We start from the raw sequence: 16,164 nt of genomic DNA on the forward strand, positions 1-16,164 counted from the left end.
CAGAGCTTGCAATTGAAAACATTAATCATATCCACCTTATTTTAAATGGAAGAACCATTACTGGTTTGATAATCATTTTCACAATTTTCCTTGGAATTATTGTTTTAATTGAACGCAAAACAGATAGACACAACCAACCAAATAATAATCCAAACAAATTAACTATCTTCACAACCCGCATTGTTTTAGTTGGCTTGGCAACATCGATCCTGTTACCTAGCCAGAAGCTTATTGGTGGAACTAATGGAGAATCAAACCCCCCCTCATCATCTGAACACATATTTCCGACGCCGCCTCCCATAACCGCTCTTGCCTTACTTCTTGCTCCTAGTCAGCATAAAGAAGACAGCAGCCTCTCGACAGACGTTTTAGATAAAGTTCACGATTATGGATTTCATTACAATCCAAATTCTGTCTATCCTTTGATTAAACATGAAATCTACGCCACAAACCCACCCTTCCCCATGACAAAGCCCAACAGTGAAGAGCCGCTACCAAATATAGTGGTTTTCTTCACAGAGGGTTTTTCCGCCAGGAATACTGATATATTCAATTCAGACTATAAAAACCTGACACCCAATTTAAAAAAATTCGCCCAACACGCCATGGTAGTGGATAACTATTTCAACCATACAGCTGCCACTTATCGTGGATTACACGGCCAAATATGCTCTATTTACCCTAAATACGGTGGCGTTGGGGGATGGCACGACAACTATAAAAACCTGCCTAAAACTAATTATTTTTGCCTGCCGCATTTACTCAAGCTTCATGGTTATCATACTTATTTCGCCACCTCGCAATTTCGCACTATTACCTTTCTTGATGAAATGCTAGCCCAGTTAGGCTTTGATAGAACTTTTATGGCAGAGGATTTTCTATTCGATTATTTGCCCGGTGAAAAAGCCATTAGGAGGGAAGGCATATCGGATCAACAGTTATTCCGCGGGCTCATTCAGCTATTTAAGCGCCACGAACACAATCTTGATCTACAACCATTTTTTATTGGCATCTACAATCTCGAAACCCATGCTTTCTTAGACGTCAAAGATGATGGCAAACGATATGGTGATGGAACAAATTCTTCGCTCAATACCATTCATAATCTGGACGATGCCTTTGGTAAATTCTGGAATTATTTTATCCATTCACCTTATTCGGAAAATACCATAATTATATTTACTGCCGACCATGCCCACTATCACGATAAGCCGTTCATTAGGGCATTTGCAAAACCGACGAAATTTAAACGCCCATATCAACGAATTTTTGTCGATCAAATTCCTCTGATTATCTACGATCCTACCCGGAAGCTACCAAAAAGTTTTGATGCACAATTTTCAACCAGCGTGGATTTTACACCATCCTTAGCCCACTATCTGGGACTGAATAATATTGATAATCCATTCATGGGTTATTCAATTTTCGAGAAACAACACCATAACCGAGAAATCAATAAGGGTGTGGCTTCTATTGGAAACAAGACTTTTATTATTGATAAAAAATCAATACATAAAGGCTCTCCCGGCAGTTTTACCGGGCCATACAGAGAAGATTTATCTAAACTGCACAATTTTTTCTCCCACATTCATCAGTTGGAAGTAGAAAACAGAATATGGAAACAATGAGAAATACTTACAAGCCCTGCCTCGTATCGGTCAAGATAAGCGCATAGTACAAACAAACACCTTGATTTTATGACACGCTTTTCTGTCCCGGCCGGACCACAATCAGAATCAGAAGAAGCTCTGGCAATTTATCAAATTACGTGTCTAGTCCCAATACATAACTTCCATCAAGGCAACGCTATCCCCCGAATCCGCTGATACAGCTCCACCGCGTAGGAGTCGGTCATGCCGGCGATGAAATCGGTGGCAAGCAGCAGGCGCTGGTACAGCGGCAATCCGGCTGGATCGGGTAGCGGTCGGGGCATCAGTTGAAGCAAGGTGCGGCTGCGGGAGCTGGCGTGATCACTTTTGGCGGCGCGGTCTTCGATGGCGTGGACGAAGGCATCGAGGAGGCCGGCGATGACTTCAAAGCCGCAGGCTTTCACCTCCACCACTGGACGGGCGTAATAGACTTGGGTCTCGGCCACTTGTTTGAAACGGGCGAACTCGTCGGCCTGTTCAATGTGATCGAGGAGCGGATGATCGAAGCGGCCGGCCATGATGCCGTGGTAGTGATGCTCAAATACGGAGACGGCCTGGCGGATGATGCGATCGATGGTGACCGAGCGGCAGTAACTGGCCTGCTGGGACGGGTCTTCCAATTGTGCGAGGCGCTGGCAGTGGCGATTTTCCAGGAACGGCTGATGCAATTGCCGCAGGGTGTCGAAGGGAATCACCCCAGCCTTGAAGCCGTCTTCAATGTCGATCACGTGATAGCAAATGTCGTCGGCGGCCTCGAGCAGGAAGGCCAGGGGGTGACGAAACCAGGCTGGCCCCGCTCCCGGCTTGGGCAGCAGGCCGACGGTTTCGGCCACTTCCCGAAAACAACCGGCTTCGCTGTGGAAGAAACCGAACTTGCGCCCGCTGGCGCCCTCGGCCTGGGATGAATCGACCACGGAGGCGCGGGGATACTTGGCCATCACCGCAAGCGTGGCGCAAGTCATTTGCATGCCGCCGGGCTGGCCGGGATTTTGTAATACACATAAGGTGCGAAAGCCCTGGGCGTTACCTTCGAAGCGCAGCAGATCCTGGCGTTGGGCTTCGTCAAGGGGGTTCAACTTCCCCCAAGCAGCAAACCATTCGCGAATGGCATCTTCGCCCGCGTGACCGAAAGGCGGATTGCCGATATCATGAGCAAGGCAAGCCGCGGCCACCAAGGTGCCAACGTCCTGAGGGATGACCACTTCAGCCAGCTCCGGCGCTTGCCGCAGCACCACCTCGGCCGCCAGCATCCCCAGAGAACGTCCGACGCTGGCCACTTCCAGACTATGGGTCAGGCGGGTGCGGACGTAGTCGCTTTTGGCCAGGGGAAAGATTTGGGTTTTGTCTTGCAGCCGGCGGAAAGCGGAGGAAAAGATGATTCGGTCGTAATCGCGGGCGAATTCCGTGCGCGGCGGCGGGAACTCGCCAACTTCGGCCGGTTTTCCCAAGCGCCGGGTGGAAAGCATCCGGCGCCAATCCATGGGCTGATTCATTGCGGCCACAGGCGCTTCCACCAGGGATTCTTCTTGGCTTTCGGCGGCTGCTTCAGGCCCATTTTGGAATATATCTCCTCCAAGGGCCAGCCGGTCAGCTCATGGAGATTGCGGGCCTGCTGCTCCCGATTTCTGGGCAAGATTTCCTCGCGGTATTGCTTGGCTTCCGGGCAGTCATCGCTGCCATCCCAGGGATGACGCAGGATATAGCGGGCCTGGAAATTAGAACGGTCGCCGGTCTGATGCAAGCGCAAATCGTCGGGAAAAGTTTGGGCGTCATATTGGAGATGGAGGCGGGTAACAAAAACGTTGACTTGCGGCGCTGGCATCACCGATGAACGGGACGCGGGCTTGTTCATGGGGCGCATGTCATCCAGCCACATTACGCCCAATTCCCTTAACTCACTTGGCGTCAAAGGCTGGGCGGCGCAGGGATCGCACCAGGCCATGTCCCACGCGTATTCCATGAACACCGCCCGGCCATCGTATTCCTTCACCTGGCGGGCAAACATATCGCGGTAGAATTGAGCAAATTCGTCCTTGACGAACAGCGGGATTTCCTGGTTACTGGGAATGGGCACAGTCCGGTAGTTGGCGGTTTCCACCCGGCCGGTGCGGCTCAGGAGCCAGAGGAAAAGTTCTTGTTTGCCCCGGGCGTTGAGGGTGCCCAAGCGAATGGGTAGCATGAATTTGGGCGTCTCGTAGGCCACTTGCAGGGGGCGGAGGTAATGGAAGCCTGTCTTTTCAAACGCTTCGAGATTGACCTTGGCGACAAAAAAACGCATGCCCTGCTTGAGATAGCTCCCGACGACAGGTTCGGCGCCCTTGGGGAGTTTGTAGCCGTTCTCGGTCAGCCAGGTCACCAACCCAGTGCTTTCCTTGGCCGAGAGTATCAAAATATCGTATTCCCCCACGGTGTATTGGGCTTCCACGGTGACCCCCAAGGCTTTCGCCCAGCCTGCGGATTTTTCCGCCACGGCATCGGAACGGGCCGCCATTTCCAGGGTATAGAGTTTCTCGCACGGATTGGGGTCGAAATATTCCACCAGCCGGGGCGCGGTGTAGGCATCCAGGTGATCAATCACCGCGGTGCTGGCCACGTGAATCTGTTCCCTTTCAATAAAGGTGGGCACCGGGATGACAATGGCAAAATCCTTCACTTCTCCTTGAAAATCGTTGGCCATGGTCAGGACGGTGCGCTCGCCGTCACGGGCCATCACTACCTTGGAGGATTGGTTATACAATCCGGTATCGGCGCGGGCCACATAGAAGCCGCAAAATGCATGGGAAACAGCAGGCAGCAGGGCCAAGATCAAAAACCATACTTTCATAAAATCACCTCCTGGTGAAACAAACCGGGCCATTTATAACGCTCCCCAGGCCAGCGCCGGTTTAACAGCGGCACCAGCGGCGCGCATGCCGCCAAAGCATAGAACGGCCCTTCGTTGATATAGAAATGGTATTGAAGCACATACCCCACCCCGGCGACCAGAAGAGCAAACCCGATCCGCGCAAGGCGGCGGTCGGGGAGAGTCATGGGATCGGAAATCATGAAGAAGGCAAAGATCAGCAGACTGACGTTTTGTAATTGCAACCACGGAATCGACCAGGGATCGCCCAGCCATTGGGCCCGGCCAAAGATCAGCGCCATCCAGGCCACCCCAAAGGCCACGGTCACATCGCCCCGGCGGGTATGATGCAAAACCCACAGCCCAGCGCATACGGCCGCAAACCCCAGAAAAGTGCCTTGCCCCCATTGGCCCGGCGACAACCATGCTCGATCGGTCAACAGCAGCACGATCACAATGGCCAAATTGGTGGGGTTGAACAGGTGCCGGCCATCCACCCGCAGCAGGAACTTACTGCCAATGGCAATTCCCGCCGCCAACACCGCCCACCCGAGAGAATGCGTGTGCAGCAGCAAAATGAGCGAGAAAGAGGAAATCAAAGCACTGCGCGGATCAAAGGGAATCCTGGCCCAGCGGGAAAAACCCCATTGAAACGCCAAGGCACCCAGCGGATAACTCAAGCTTACCCAGCCAATGCCGGAAATCCCCAGCCAGCCGACAGCGTAAGTCAGCAGTCCCGACAGCACCAGGATTTGCCAATGGCGGGGGTCTTTCATCCCTTCATTTGACAAACTTCCCAATGGCCGCATTTTGCGCGGCTTTACGCAGGTCTTCGCTGCGCAATTCCAGCGCGTATCCGAGCACGCCGCTGCCGATAATCACCTTATCGTGATCAAAAACGCTTTCGTCCATCAATTGCCGTACCGTTCCCGGCAAGGCGATGGGCGGTACCGCGCCGACGGGATACCCAGTCGCCGCCAGCACCTCATCCATATCGGCCATGGTCAAGCGCCGCTCACCCAAGGCTTTCCGCAGTGCCGCCCAATCCGCCTTGGCATTGCCAGGCGCTCCCAGCAATGCAAAACCTCCGCCACCGGCGCGGAATAACAGGCTGCGGACAATTTGTTCCGGCTTCTGCCCCCTCCCCTGCACCAACTCCTCCAGGGATCGGACCGGCTTTTTGTCGGGATCCAGCGGAATCTCCACCCATTCATAGGCAATGCCCCACTGCTCCAGTAGCTGAGTTACGGGGGAGGACAATTGTTCCGTCATAGATGCTCTCCTAAACCTCTATTCCAATTCAATCAGGCTAAGATGATAGGCTCATTAACCAGCCAATTCCAACCCGCGATTGATGGCAAAAACCAGGGCTCCGTCATCTATTCAAGCCGGGGCAGGTGGTCTGCTTCGAAAACCACGCCGGCGGGGAGGCCGGCGTGGAGCCTACAAGGACGTATTTATGGCGTTTTTCGAAGCAGACCACCTGCCCCCCCTGCAATCAATATTACGTGTTTAGTTTAATTGACGCGGTCCTGAGCAAAAAACGAGCACGGCTGACAAATCTCTCAATTCTGCTAGAATATTGAATTCTTTGGAGAGGTGTCCGAGTGGTTGAAGGAGCACGACTGGAACTCGTGTATACCCTAACCGGGTATCGAGGGTTCGAATCCCTCCCTCTCCGCCATAAACACATATAGCACTGTGGTTAAGGGCAACTGCAGTGCTTTCTACATTTAAGCGCCTTGAAAAAGGGAGGGATGAGAATCCGAAAGAAGGGTTCGACAAATTTGCCAGGAGCAAATTTGAACGCGCTTCAGCGCGGCCCCGAAGGGGCGAGGGCAGGGACAGCCCGAGTAATCCCTCCCTCTCCGCCAAAGTTAGAGAAAGGCATCCAGGTCAATTCACCTGGGTGCCTTTTTTGTAGGTTACACGTCAGTTGAGGGAGGGATGAGAGCCCGAGAAGAGGGTTCGACCAATCGGCAGGACAGCCGATTTGGACGCGCACAGCGCGCCCGAAGGGTGAGGGGCCAGGACGGCCCCGAATCCATTCAGAAGATTGGATGCTATCAATGATTGCATTACTGTCGGGGAGGCGCTATCATTGCAATCAGTTTCTTCCTAGATAAAGCAAGGTATCGTTATGGCCAATCTCATTGTCAGAAATCTTGACCCACGTATTGTTGATGCCCTCAAGCAGCGGGCAGCACGGCATGGCAGAAGCGCCGAGGCTGAACACCGCGCATTGCTGGAGGCGGTTTTGCTGCACCCCAAAGGCAAGAGCTTTGCCGAAGCGCTCGCTGCCATACCCGATGTCGGGCAAGACGAGGATTTCGAGCGAGAGGAAGATTCAATGGACAACCATCATGTATTTGGTTGATACCAATGTCATCAGTGAAATCCGCAAGCGCGCGAAAGCGAACAAAGGCATTCGGGCATTCTTCAAACAGGCAATTGAGGAAGAACAGCCGGTATTCATTTCCGTCGTTACCGCCGGCGAGTTGCGCCGGGGTGTGGAGCTGATTCGGCACCGAGGCGATGTGCGCCAAGCCAACCGGTTAGAAGAATGGTTAACCGGTATCCTGTCGGAATACCGGGACAACATTCTCGACATTAATCCGGATATAGCGCAACTCTGGGGGCGTCTTCGAGTTCCACATCCGGAAAACGCTTTGGATAAGCTGATTGCCGCTACAGCGCTGATCTATGACTTGACGGTGGTAACGCGGAATCACAAGGACTTCGTCAAGACCGGCGTCGAGGTATTCAATCCATTCACCGAGTAGAGTTTGCTCGGTCACAATTGAAATGCAACTCAACGCTACTCTGAAGTGGCGGGGGCAAAGATAGCCCGAGTAACTCCTCCTCCACCAAAGTTAAAAACCCACGGTTGCCGAAGCCGATGGTTTTTTATTTTCGTGACAAAAAACGAAGGCAGCCAGCCCCAATATTACTGGCAGACTTCAGCCACTAGAAAAAATCGGGCTTGATTTGTAATTCAAGCACTCATCTCAAACTAAACTTCAGTTATTATGCTTGCATCCTTTGGATGGCCAGTAATGCCCCTTTTTAGATCGAAATGAGTCCAGAGCTAAAAGCCAGAAAAACTGTTAATCAGCGCTCAAAAACTGACGTGCGGTTCAGGTACCCGGTACCCTCAATTGGCGTGGTCAAGTAAAAACGGACACCTAGTTAAGCTACATTACCCAATTGGCTATTCCTCTCAAATTGATCTGGACCTTGGTAATCCACATTACAGGTGTTTTGTGGTGTGGAAAAAGGAGGCTGCCGTATCCTTGAGCCAAACCCGGTCAGAGGATGGATGCTGTTTTAAAGAAAAAGGGACAGGGCGCTGGCGCCCTGTCCCTTTTTCATCCATTGATGGGCTTTACAAGTGCCCCAACCAGTCAATTACTGTATTTGCACCATTTTCAATAGCCCCACCTACTTTATCAACACCTTCTCCAACAAACTTAATGGTTTTATCTACAATGGAAGTCCCATTGGAAGACCCATGATTCCCAATATCGGGTGCGGGTAGTGGAATAATCTGCTTGACATTATTCACACCATTTTCCAAGATGGAGCTGATATCTGAGATGTCATTCCAGACTCTCCACACTTGACTCTTGATGTAAGTCACGGTATCCCAGATTTTTTCCACTTGTTCCTTGACGTAAGCCACGTTGCCCTCGATGTCCGATACAGGGTCGGCAATATCCGTAACCGTATTTTTTACGTCATCGATTTTTCCTTTGATCTCATCCGTGGCGCCGACGACCTGTTCCGCGGCCTCGGGCAGCTTCATGACTGCGTCTTTGAGCCATTCCGCCGATTCGAACCCCGAGTAAATGCCGCAGATCTCGTCCAGCACGGGTTCCATTTTCTCTCCCAGGCCTTGACCGCAGATTTCCCCCAGCTTGGTGATGATCTCGGAACTGGACTGCAGGTAGCCGGTCAGGGATTTCTCCAGTGTTTTAAGCTGCACCCGTACCGGCTCTGGCATCGGCAGGTCCTCGGCAAGCCCCCTGAGGTGTTGCAGCGACTTCAGCACATCGACAGGGTCCCCGCTGCTGACCGCGGTACCGAAGCTTTCGGCGGTTGATGGGATGTTGTCCAGCAACCGCAGCATCCGCCCTGGATCGATGCCGGTCAAATAAGCGACCTTCATCATGACCTGGCGGACCTCGTCGGCATTGAACTTCGACATCACATTTACCAACCGCTCTTCGTAGTCGTTATCGGGTCCCTGGTTCTCCAGATATTTGGCCAGCTTCATCAGATCGACACAGACTCTCAGGGCCAGGCCGCCGGAAGCCGAACTGGTTGCACCGGCATTGAAGCCAAGCGATGGCTTGATTCTGACGTAGCCTCCGCTGCCATAGACATCGGCACCAGCCTTGCCGACGCCTTCCACCGTCGCGTTAAAACCGGCATCCATCGCGGCCCCCACCTTGGCGGCCATATCGCCGCAGTAAGTGACCGAGATCATGTTCGAGAACTCGTCCTGCTGGGAAATGACCTCGTAATCAGGTGCCTGGGTGGGACTGGTGACCTGCATGCTATAGGCATTGGTAGCGCTGAAGGCCAGTGACACGCCTGCCAGGGTAGCGCACAATGTCGATGCCAACTTACCGGATCCGGCACGGGGTTTTTCTGCCTTGTCGGTTACATGGGAAACGAATGGTTTGTTTTGCTGTGTGTACTTCATGGGATTGCCCTCTATCTGATTGAAATTGATTAAATCCGAAATTCTTCCACCTGTGGATGAATTTCTTGTTGATAAATGACGTACACCGAAAAAAAAATTTGCCGCCAAAAAAAACGAGTGTTCAGAGCAAAGTCATAATGAACGGATTCACCCCGAGAAGGGTTTGAGAGGCAGGGGAGGGCTAGCCCGGATATTTCACCAGCCGGATTCTGGCTTTCTTGTAATCAACTGATTTTCAAACATAAAATGCTTAATATTGATGCTATCGACGAAATCCCATTTGGCTCCGGCCCGAATCCTATCCCGGCCCTGGCTTGCCCAGACCTGGATCCGGATCAAAACCAATGTGAAAATTTATTTCTTCACCTGTTTCTTCTTTCCCGTCAAAATAATCGCTCACATTACTCACTTCTCTGAGGCATTGTCATGATTTTCAAAAACCGAATCGAGGCGGCGCGAAAACTGGCCGGGGCGCTTTCCCACTATCGCGGGAAGAATCCGCTTGTGCTCGCCATTCCCAGAGGCGCGGTGCCGATGGCAAAAGTCATCGCTGATCTTCTGAAAGGGGAGTTGGATGTGGTGTTGGTGCGCAAGCTGGGGGCGCCGGGCAATCCGGAGTTCGCCATTGGCGCGGTGGATGAAACCGGCTGGGTCTATCTGGCGCCGTGGGCGGAGGAAACGGGTATCAGTGAGGAATATCTGGAAAAGACAAAAGAGCGCGAGCTGGCTACCATTAGGGCCCGCCGGGCGCAATACACGCCTGCCCGTCCGCCGAAAAATCCCCAGGGGCGTATTGTCATTGTCGTGGACGATGGCCTGGCCACCGGTTCCACGATGATTGCCGCGCTGCATGCCATTCGGGCGAAAAACCCGCAAAGGCTGGTTTGCGCGGTCCCGGTGGCGCCACCGGATACGGTGGAGAAAATCCGGCCCCATTGTGATGAAGTCGTGTGTCTGCACACGCCGGAAAATTTTTACGCCGTGGGGCAGTTTTATCTGGATTTCAGCGAGGTCACTGACGAGGAAGTTATCGAACTGTTGAAGGAATCCAATTCAGAAAAAGACACGAATCAGGGTAAGATAGGGGATGAAATACCATGATCATGAATGCCTTAACAAGGAGGAAGCTGATGAAACACTGGTTTATTTTTGCCTTGGTTTCCCTTTCTCTCCCAGTAGCCGCCCAACCACCAGGGATGACGGAACAGGATATGCAGCGGATGATGGAAAATGCTCAGAAAATGCAGGAATGCATGCAGGGGATTGATCAAGCCGCCATAGAACCCATCGAGGCAAAATCCCGGGAATTCGAACAAAAAGTAAAGGCCTTGTGCCTCGCCGGCAAGCGGGACGAAGCGCAAAAACTCGCCATCCAGTTTGGGCGCGAGATGGCTGCCAATGAAACGGTCAAAAAGATTCAGCAGTGCAGCAAGATCATGCAGGGAATGATGCCGCGGATGAATGTTCCCTCGCCCCAGGAGCTGAAGGAACATCATATTTGCGACAACTATTGAAATGCCGGACCCGGGCGTTTTCCGAGCTTTTTCAATAGAATCGCCAGCGGGCAAAATCCGGTAAACGCGGACTGAAGCAGGTTGGCGCCCACGAAAGCGGTCAGCCACAGCCAGCGCTGGTCGTGAAAAACCGCCAGGGTGACAGAGACTAATACCATAGTGCCTGCTACTGCTAAAACGATGCGGTCGATAGTCATGGTCTTTCCTCTTCGGTTAAATTTGCCAGGGCCTGGGTGACAGCCTGAATGTCCGGCATAATGGCGTCTGGCTTATAGTCCGATTTTTCCACATCCTCCTGGCTGGAAATCCCCGAAAGCACCAAGAGACTGCGCATGCCTGCATTAATCGCCCCCAGGATATCTGTCTCCAGACGGTCTCCGATGGCCAGGGTTTCTGCTGGATTCACGCCGAGGCGGTCCATGGCTTGCTGGTACAAAATAGGCTCTGGCTTGCCGATGATGGTCGGCTTTTTATGGGTGGCCGCTTCCAGCGCCGCCAGTATCGCCCCGTTGCCGTGACTGATGCCCAATTCCATGGGCAAAGTGGTATCGGCATTGGTGCCAATGAACCTCGCGCCGGCGTTGATATTCAAGGTTGCCGTCGCCAGTTTGTCCCAGGTCAGGGTTTCATCCTTGCCCACCACGACAATGTCGGCCTGCCACTGCGAAGTTTCCTTGTGACTGCCGGTCAGGGTAAAGCCCTGTTCCATTAGCGGCTGGCGCAACCCCTCTTCGCCTATGATGTAGATTTTGGTGCGCTGCGGTGAAACGGAGTCCGCCAGATAAAAAGCGGTGGCCACGCCGGAAGTCAGAATCTGGCTGGCGTCCACCTCTACGCCCATGCCCGCCAGTTTACTTACATATTGCCGCGGCGTGTTACTGGCGTTGTTGGTTGCCAAAATAAAAGGCAAACCGGCCTTGCGCACGGCGCGAAAAAAATCTTTCAGGCCCGGAACTGGACGCGAGCCATGCCAGAGAACGCCGTCCATATCAATAATCAGGGCGCGGACGCCCGCGAAGGGATTAGAAGTCGCTGTCACGATATTTACGTTGGTGAAATTCAATGATTGGGATTGAGCGCTTGTTTTTCCATCGTTACCTGCTTCCATAGCCAGTGGCCACCCAAAATCAACGCGGTATAGGCCAGTGTCATGGAAAGATAGGCGGGCAAATATTGACTCACCCGGTGAATAAATTCCATCAGGGGCAGTTCATTGAAGTAGCCGGAGAGCCAGTAAAAACTCGCGTTGGAGATAACAAATGCCGCCAGCGCCGCACAGGCGCACACAGCCAGGGTGGCAGCCAATCCATGCCATGAAGGTGAAAAGCGGCGGCAGAAATAGCCACCCAACCACATTGCCCCATAGGTAGGGATCAAAAATAAATACGCCGGGGTCACGCACCAGCCGCTGACCCCGCCAAAGCTGATGGCCAGATAATCAATCAAACCGGCCAAGGCCAACAAAGCGAGGAAAAACCAGGCCCGCGCAACCCATAACCCCGCCAGGAAAAATACCGCCAAGGACGCATCGGGCAGGGTTTTCAAGTCGCCAAAATGATGGAACCGGGTGGCGATCATCAACGCCATCAACCCCAACAGGGGGAAATTTAAAACTGTGCGGCTCATAAAAATCTCCTATGGTTTAGGATAAGCCTGTTAAACATTGCATCATAACCAAAGCCTTGGCTCGAGAGAAGCCCATTCCGTTGATTAGACAGTGCCATTGAGATAACTATGAATCACTTAAACTTCCGCTGGCTACTCTTTTTAACCCTGTTTTTGGCCCAGGGATTCCCTTTGGCTTTCGGCGATACCGTGATTATCCCGGTCCGGCACCGGCTGCCCGAGGAAATTGCGCGGGTGCTTGCGCCGGTTTTGGAGCCAGCGGAAAACGTGGTTGCAACTTCATCAGGGTTGTTAGTCAAGGCCAGGGCAACGCGGATTGCCGAGATCCGCGCCTTGATTTCCAAACTGGACCGCCCCCTTAAAACCTTTGCAATCACTGTGTTGCAAAGTGCTCAGGCCAATTTGGCGCAATTGAATGCAGGCGTACAAGGATCAATCCATTTGCCCGGGGGTTCCGCCCAAGGTCAGGGTTTTTGGTACCACACCCAGTCAGATAATTCCCGCGATACCTGGCAAAGTCTGAAGATCTTGGAAGGCCACCCGGCCTATATTGCCGTGGGAGAGGAACAACCGGTACCCTTCATCCAAATCTATGGCTATCCTCCCCAGGTGCTCGGGGGCATTGAATACAAGCCCATTACCCAGGGCTTTGAGGTGGTGCCCAGAATGGCGGGATGCAAGGTGCGGCTGCAAGTTTCTCCTTGGTCTCAGCAGCGCACAGGCGGGGGCAATATTGCCATTCAAAGCGTCTCCACAACCGTGGAAGCAAATTTGGGACAATGGATTGAACTGGGAAGCCACGATGCCCGCGGCAATAACCAGTCGAGCCCGTTAATGGGACGGCGCTACACCACCCGCCGGGACAAGGCAAGGATTTTTCTTAAAGTCGAGGCGAAAGGCGGTTGCTAATCCAGCCACTCCCGGCGCAGTTGTTCCCTATGAAGCGCCAACCATTGCAGTCCTAAAATAGGAATCCCGGAATTGATCTCCCCGCTCTCCACCTTGGCCATGGCTTCATCCAGCGACACGACATGCACCAAAATATCCTCGTCCTCATCATCCAGGCCATGAATGCCACCGGCTTGGCTCGCATCCACCCAGGCACAAAATAAAGTGATTTTTTCAGAAGAGCCGCCGGGACTGGTATAGAATTCAGTCACCCGCTTGAGCTTCCTGGACCCGCACCCCGCTTCTTCGTGGAGTTCTCGGATGGCGACTTGCTCAGGGGTTTCTCCCGCCTCGATGGCGCCGGCGACAATCTCCAGCATCCATTTCGGATCCTCGTTTTTCAAAGTCCCCACCCGGAATTGTTCAATCAGTACGACTTGATCGGTTACCGGATCATAAGGCACCACCGCCACGCAATTTCCCCGCTGAAACAGCTCTCTTGTCAGCACCCGGCTCCAGCCACCGTGAAACAAGGTGTGTTTCAATTTGATTTTAAGGAGGTTAAAAAATCCCTGATAAACCGTCTCTTCTTCAACAATTTGGTACTGATACTCGAATTTTTTCGTCATTGAGCAGAATCCGCTTCTTCTTGTATTGGGTGGGGGATAAACACCTCCCAACGGCACCCACCCCACCGGCTTTGGGAATAATGCAAGGTGCCATGATGCAATTGGATAATTTCATCAACCACCGCCAGGCCAATGCCATGGCCATCGGTCGACTCATCCGCCCGCTTTCCGCGCCTGAACACCTCTTCCCGCAAAATGGTGGGGATGCCGGAACCGTCATCCTCCACCACCAGCTTAAAGCCAGCTGCCTGATTTTCCGTGGCTGAAACGGGCGCCACCTGGACTCTGACCAACTTGTGGCAATACTTGTAGGCATTATCCACAAGATTCCCGGCAAATTCGTAGAGATCGCCCTCCTCCAGAAAGCAGTAACATTCAGTTCCCGTCAGTTCACATTCCACTTCCTTGGAGGCATACACTTTGTCCAGGGAAGTCACGATTCGCTCCAGGACCGGCACCACCTGCAGCGGCTCCAAGGTGCCCCGGCCACCCCGGGCCGCCGCCCGTTGTAATTGATAGTCCACCAGCTTTTGCATCCGGTCTACTTGATCGGACAGGACAGAAGAGATTTCCCTGCAAGGTTCATCAACCTGATCTATCCCTCGCAATACCGCCAGTGGCGTTTTAAGGCTATGGGCCAAGTCCGCCAGCGTGTGCCGGTATCGCTCCATGTGGGCGCGTTCGCTTTGCAGCAGAATATTGAGGTTGTTTGCCAAACCACTCAGCTCACTGGGATAACGGCCTTCTAGTTGCTGCTTCCTGCCGGCTTCAATGTCCTTCAAATCGTCGGTCATCGCCCGCAGTGGCCGCAAACTCCAACGTAAAATCAACCCTTGCATGATTAATAGCAAGATCCCAGCACCTCCCAGCCACGCCCACAAGGTTTGGCGGAAATCCTTAATCTGGCGAAGCAGGGATTGGGTATCCTCGGCAACCGCCAGTATCATGGGAATGGGTTTATCGTCAAGGGATTCCCAGGTAATACCATAATAAAGCACCCACAAATCCTGCTTTTCCTGCAAACGCAGGAAACGGGTTTCCCCGCTCAATAGCGATTGTGGCGGAATGGTGACACCCAGCGCCGAGGGCGATCGCCAAATGAGCTTATGATCGTTGAAAATGAACCCATACAGTCCAGACCCCGGGGTTGTGAAGCGCGATTCCGGCAAATGATGGGGCTGCCTTAGGTTGCCTTTATCATCCAGTTCCACGGAAGCCAACAAGGTATAAATATGGGCCTGGAGACGATCCTGAATGGCTTTTTTGGCGGCATCGCCAAACGCTTTCTCCAAGGCAATCCCGGTAAAACCAAAAAAGGCAATCAGTGTGGCGCCCGCGGCAATCAAAAGGCGCAGATTTAATGAATCGCGAACCATCAATTAGTCAGTCTTCCGCAAAGACCAACGATAACCCCGTCCACGCAGGGTTTCTATGGGTTTGAGCGTGCCTTCGGGATCCAGTTTTTTTCTCAGTCGCCCAATAAACACCTCCAAGACATTACTATCGCGCTCGAAGTCTTGCTCATAGAGATGTTCGGTCAGGCTGGTTTTGGACACCACTTCGCCTTCGTGGAGCATCAGGTATTCGAGGACTTTATACTCATAGGCCGTTAATTCCACCGGCTGACCATTGAGAAAAAGCTCCTGGGTCACGGTATTCAATTCGATCGGACCATATGTCAGTACCGGGTGGGCCTTGCCAGCCGAGCGGCGGATCAAGGCGTTAATCCGGGCCCACAGCTCCTCGTAATGAAACGGCTTGATTAAATAATCATCAGCGCCGGCTTCCAGGCCCTCCACCTTTTCCTGCCACCGGCCACGGGCGGTCAAAATAAGAATGGGATATTCACAACCGCGCTCTCGCAGCCGTTTGATCAGTTCAAGGCCGGAAAAATCGGGTAGTCCCAAATCCACGATCGCCACATCAATGGCAAACTCTTCCCCAATGTACTGAGCTTCCTTGGCGGTCGCGGCGGCATCCACGGCATAACCCTTGGCAACGAAAAATTGCTTGAGTTGATCTAGCAGGGTTTGTTCATCTTCGACTATTAATATCCGCATGGCATCCTCGATTTTTTTCTACCTAAATTTTGCAAGTGATTCGAGCACCGAGGGTATCAAGCAAGGCTTTAGGCAAGGTGGCTGGCCAATTTTCGCGCAGGCGTGGCAGCGCTACTTCGAGCATAAAGGCTTGATTTGGCAGCCGAATGCCGAATCACTTGCAGAATTTAGGTTCTAATCCCATGTTTCAAAATACTGTTGTGATTTTATGATAACGCTGGGCTATAGTTGTATTTATAGTTGTCTAT

Annotated in this window: 19 protein-coding genes and 1 tRNA gene; 8 read left to right on the plus strand and 12 right to left on the minus strand. The window is 52.6% G+C overall.

The genetic code is table 11. The features are described from left to right. Positions 1–25: 25 nt before the first annotated feature. Complete coding sequence (locus tag AXA67_10830) at positions 26–301, minus strand: hypothetical protein (GenBank protein ID KXJ40344.1); 276 nt, start codon at positions 299–301, stop codon at positions 26–28. 163 nt (positions 302–464) lie between these two features. On the opposite strand from AXA67_10830, the gene AXA67_10835 reads away from it, so the two are divergent. Further along, positions 465–1,628, plus strand: a complete 1,164-nt coding sequence (locus AXA67_10835) for a hypothetical protein (GenBank protein ID KXJ40345.1) — start codon at positions 465–467, stop codon at positions 1,626–1,628. A 167-nt stretch (positions 1,629–1,795) separates the two neighbouring features. Here AXA67_10835 and AXA67_10840 read toward each other — a convergent pair whose 3' ends face one another. The 4 genes from AXA67_10840 to AXA67_10855 are packed head-to-tail and all read right to left on the minus strand — an operon-like array spanning position 1,796 to position 5,763. Continuing rightward, a complete protein-coding gene (locus AXA67_10840) occupies positions 1,796–3,142 on the minus strand; it encodes a hypothetical protein (GenBank protein ID KXJ40346.1) in 1,347 nt (448 codons plus the stop codon). Beyond that, entirely contained in the window at positions 3,139–4,473 is a 1,335-nt protein-coding gene (locus AXA67_10845; protein ID KXJ40347.1) for a hypothetical protein, read from the minus strand. Before AXA67_10845 ends, AXA67_10840 begins: the two co-directional genes overlap by 4 nt. Continuing rightward, positions 4,470–5,267, minus strand: coding sequence for a hypothetical protein (locus AXA67_10850; protein KXJ40348.1), 798 nt, complete (start codon positions 5,265–5,267; stop codon positions 4,470–4,472). Before AXA67_10850 ends, AXA67_10845 begins: the two co-directional genes overlap by 4 nt. Positions 5,268–5,271: 4 nt before the next feature. Continuing rightward, the gene (locus AXA67_10855) at positions 5,272–5,763 is read right to left on the minus strand and encodes a hypothetical protein (protein KXJ40349.1); all 492 of its coding nucleotides are present in this window, start codon (positions 5,761–5,763) and stop codon (positions 5,272–5,274) included. A 321-nt stretch (positions 5,764–6,084) separates the two neighbouring features. Here AXA67_10855 and AXA67_10860 point away from each other — a divergent pair. The 3 genes from AXA67_10860 to AXA67_10870 all read left to right on the plus strand — a co-directional run bounded on the left by AXA67_10860 (position 6,085) and on the right by AXA67_10870 (position 7,274). Next, a tRNA-Ser gene (locus tag AXA67_10860) sits at positions 6,085–6,175 on the plus strand. A gap of 456 nt (positions 6,176–6,631) precedes the next feature. Next, positions 6,632–6,868, plus strand: a complete 237-nt coding sequence (locus AXA67_10865) for a DNA-binding protein (GenBank protein ID KXJ40350.1) — start codon at positions 6,632–6,634, stop codon at positions 6,866–6,868. Further along, positions 6,855–7,274 (plus strand): DNA-binding protein, encoded by a 420-nt coding sequence (locus tag AXA67_10870; protein KXJ40351.1) that lies wholly within the window; start codon positions 6,855–6,857, stop codon positions 7,272–7,274. The genes AXA67_10865 and AXA67_10870 overlap by 14 nt, the downstream gene beginning before the upstream one ends. Before the next feature lie 602 nt (positions 7,275–7,876). On the opposite strand, the gene AXA67_10875 is transcribed toward AXA67_10870, so the two are convergent. Then, complete coding sequence (locus AXA67_10875; protein ID KXJ40352.1) at positions 7,877–9,199, minus strand: hypothetical protein; 1,323 nt, start codon at positions 9,197–9,199, stop codon at positions 7,877–7,879. A gap of 426 nt (positions 9,200–9,625) precedes the next feature. On the opposite strand from AXA67_10875, the gene AXA67_10880 reads away from it, so the two are divergent. Together AXA67_10880 and AXA67_10885 are read left to right on the plus strand one after the other, a co-directional pair. After that, a complete protein-coding gene (locus tag AXA67_10880) occupies positions 9,626–10,300 on the plus strand; it encodes a phosphoribosyl transferase (protein ID KXJ40353.1) in 675 nt (224 codons plus the stop codon). Between the two features lie 29 nt (positions 10,301–10,329). Further along, the gene (locus AXA67_10885; GenBank protein ID KXJ40354.1) at positions 10,330–10,713 is read left to right on the plus strand and encodes a hypothetical protein; all 384 of its coding nucleotides are present in this window, start codon (positions 10,330–10,332) and stop codon (positions 10,711–10,713) included. Here AXA67_10885 and AXA67_10890 read toward each other — a convergent pair. The 3 genes from AXA67_10890 to AXA67_10900 form a co-directional block, all read right to left on the minus strand. Continuing rightward, positions 10,707–10,910, minus strand: a complete 204-nt coding sequence (locus tag AXA67_10890) for a sulfurtransferase (protein ID KXJ40355.1) — start codon at positions 10,908–10,910, stop codon at positions 10,707–10,709. The two genes, AXA67_10885 and AXA67_10890, sit on opposite strands and share 7 nt — an antisense overlap. After that, positions 10,907–11,701, minus strand: coding sequence for a haloacid dehalogenase (locus AXA67_10895; GenBank protein KXJ40404.1), 795 nt, complete (start codon positions 11,699–11,701; stop codon positions 10,907–10,909). The genes AXA67_10890 and AXA67_10895 overlap by 4 nt, the downstream gene beginning before the upstream one ends. A gap of 71 nt (positions 11,702–11,772) precedes the next feature. After that, complete coding sequence (locus tag AXA67_10900) at positions 11,773–12,339, minus strand: hypothetical protein (protein KXJ40356.1); 567 nt, start codon at positions 12,337–12,339, stop codon at positions 11,773–11,775. 108 nt (positions 12,340–12,447) lie between these two features. Between AXA67_10900 and AXA67_10905 the strand changes: the two genes are divergently transcribed. Next, entirely contained in the window at positions 12,448–13,248 is an 801-nt protein-coding gene (locus tag AXA67_10905; GenBank protein ID KXJ40357.1) for a hypothetical protein, read from the plus strand. Here AXA67_10905 and nudF read toward each other — a convergent pair. From nudF to AXA67_10920, 3 genes are read right to left on the minus strand one after another with little or no spacing between them, the layout of a single operon-like run. Then, positions 13,245–13,856, minus strand: coding sequence for an ADP-ribose pyrophosphatase (gene nudF, locus AXA67_10910; GenBank protein ID KXJ40358.1), 612 nt, complete (start codon positions 13,854–13,856; stop codon positions 13,245–13,247). The two genes, AXA67_10905 and nudF, sit on opposite strands and share 4 nt — an antisense overlap. Then, entirely contained in the window at positions 13,853–15,235 is a 1,383-nt protein-coding gene (locus AXA67_10915) for a hypothetical protein (protein ID KXJ40359.1), read from the minus strand. The genes nudF and AXA67_10915 overlap by 4 nt, the downstream gene beginning before the upstream one ends. Next, positions 15,236–15,916, minus strand: coding sequence for a two-component system response regulator (locus AXA67_10920; protein ID KXJ40360.1), 681 nt, complete (start codon positions 15,914–15,916; stop codon positions 15,236–15,238). On the opposite strand from AXA67_10920, the gene AXA67_10925 reads away from it, so the two are divergent. Then, on the plus strand, positions 15,915–16,094 hold the full coding sequence (locus AXA67_10925) for a hypothetical protein (protein ID KXJ40361.1): 180 nt from the start codon (positions 15,915–15,917) through the stop codon (positions 16,092–16,094). The genes AXA67_10920 and AXA67_10925 overlap by 2 nt on opposite strands. Positions 16,095–16,164 lie beyond the last annotated feature (70 nt).

The sequence above is a fragment of the Methylothermaceae bacteria B42 genome (assembly GCA_001566965.1).
Classification (GTDB): Bacteria; Pseudomonadota; Gammaproteobacteria; order Methylococcales; family Methylothermaceae; genus Methylohalobius.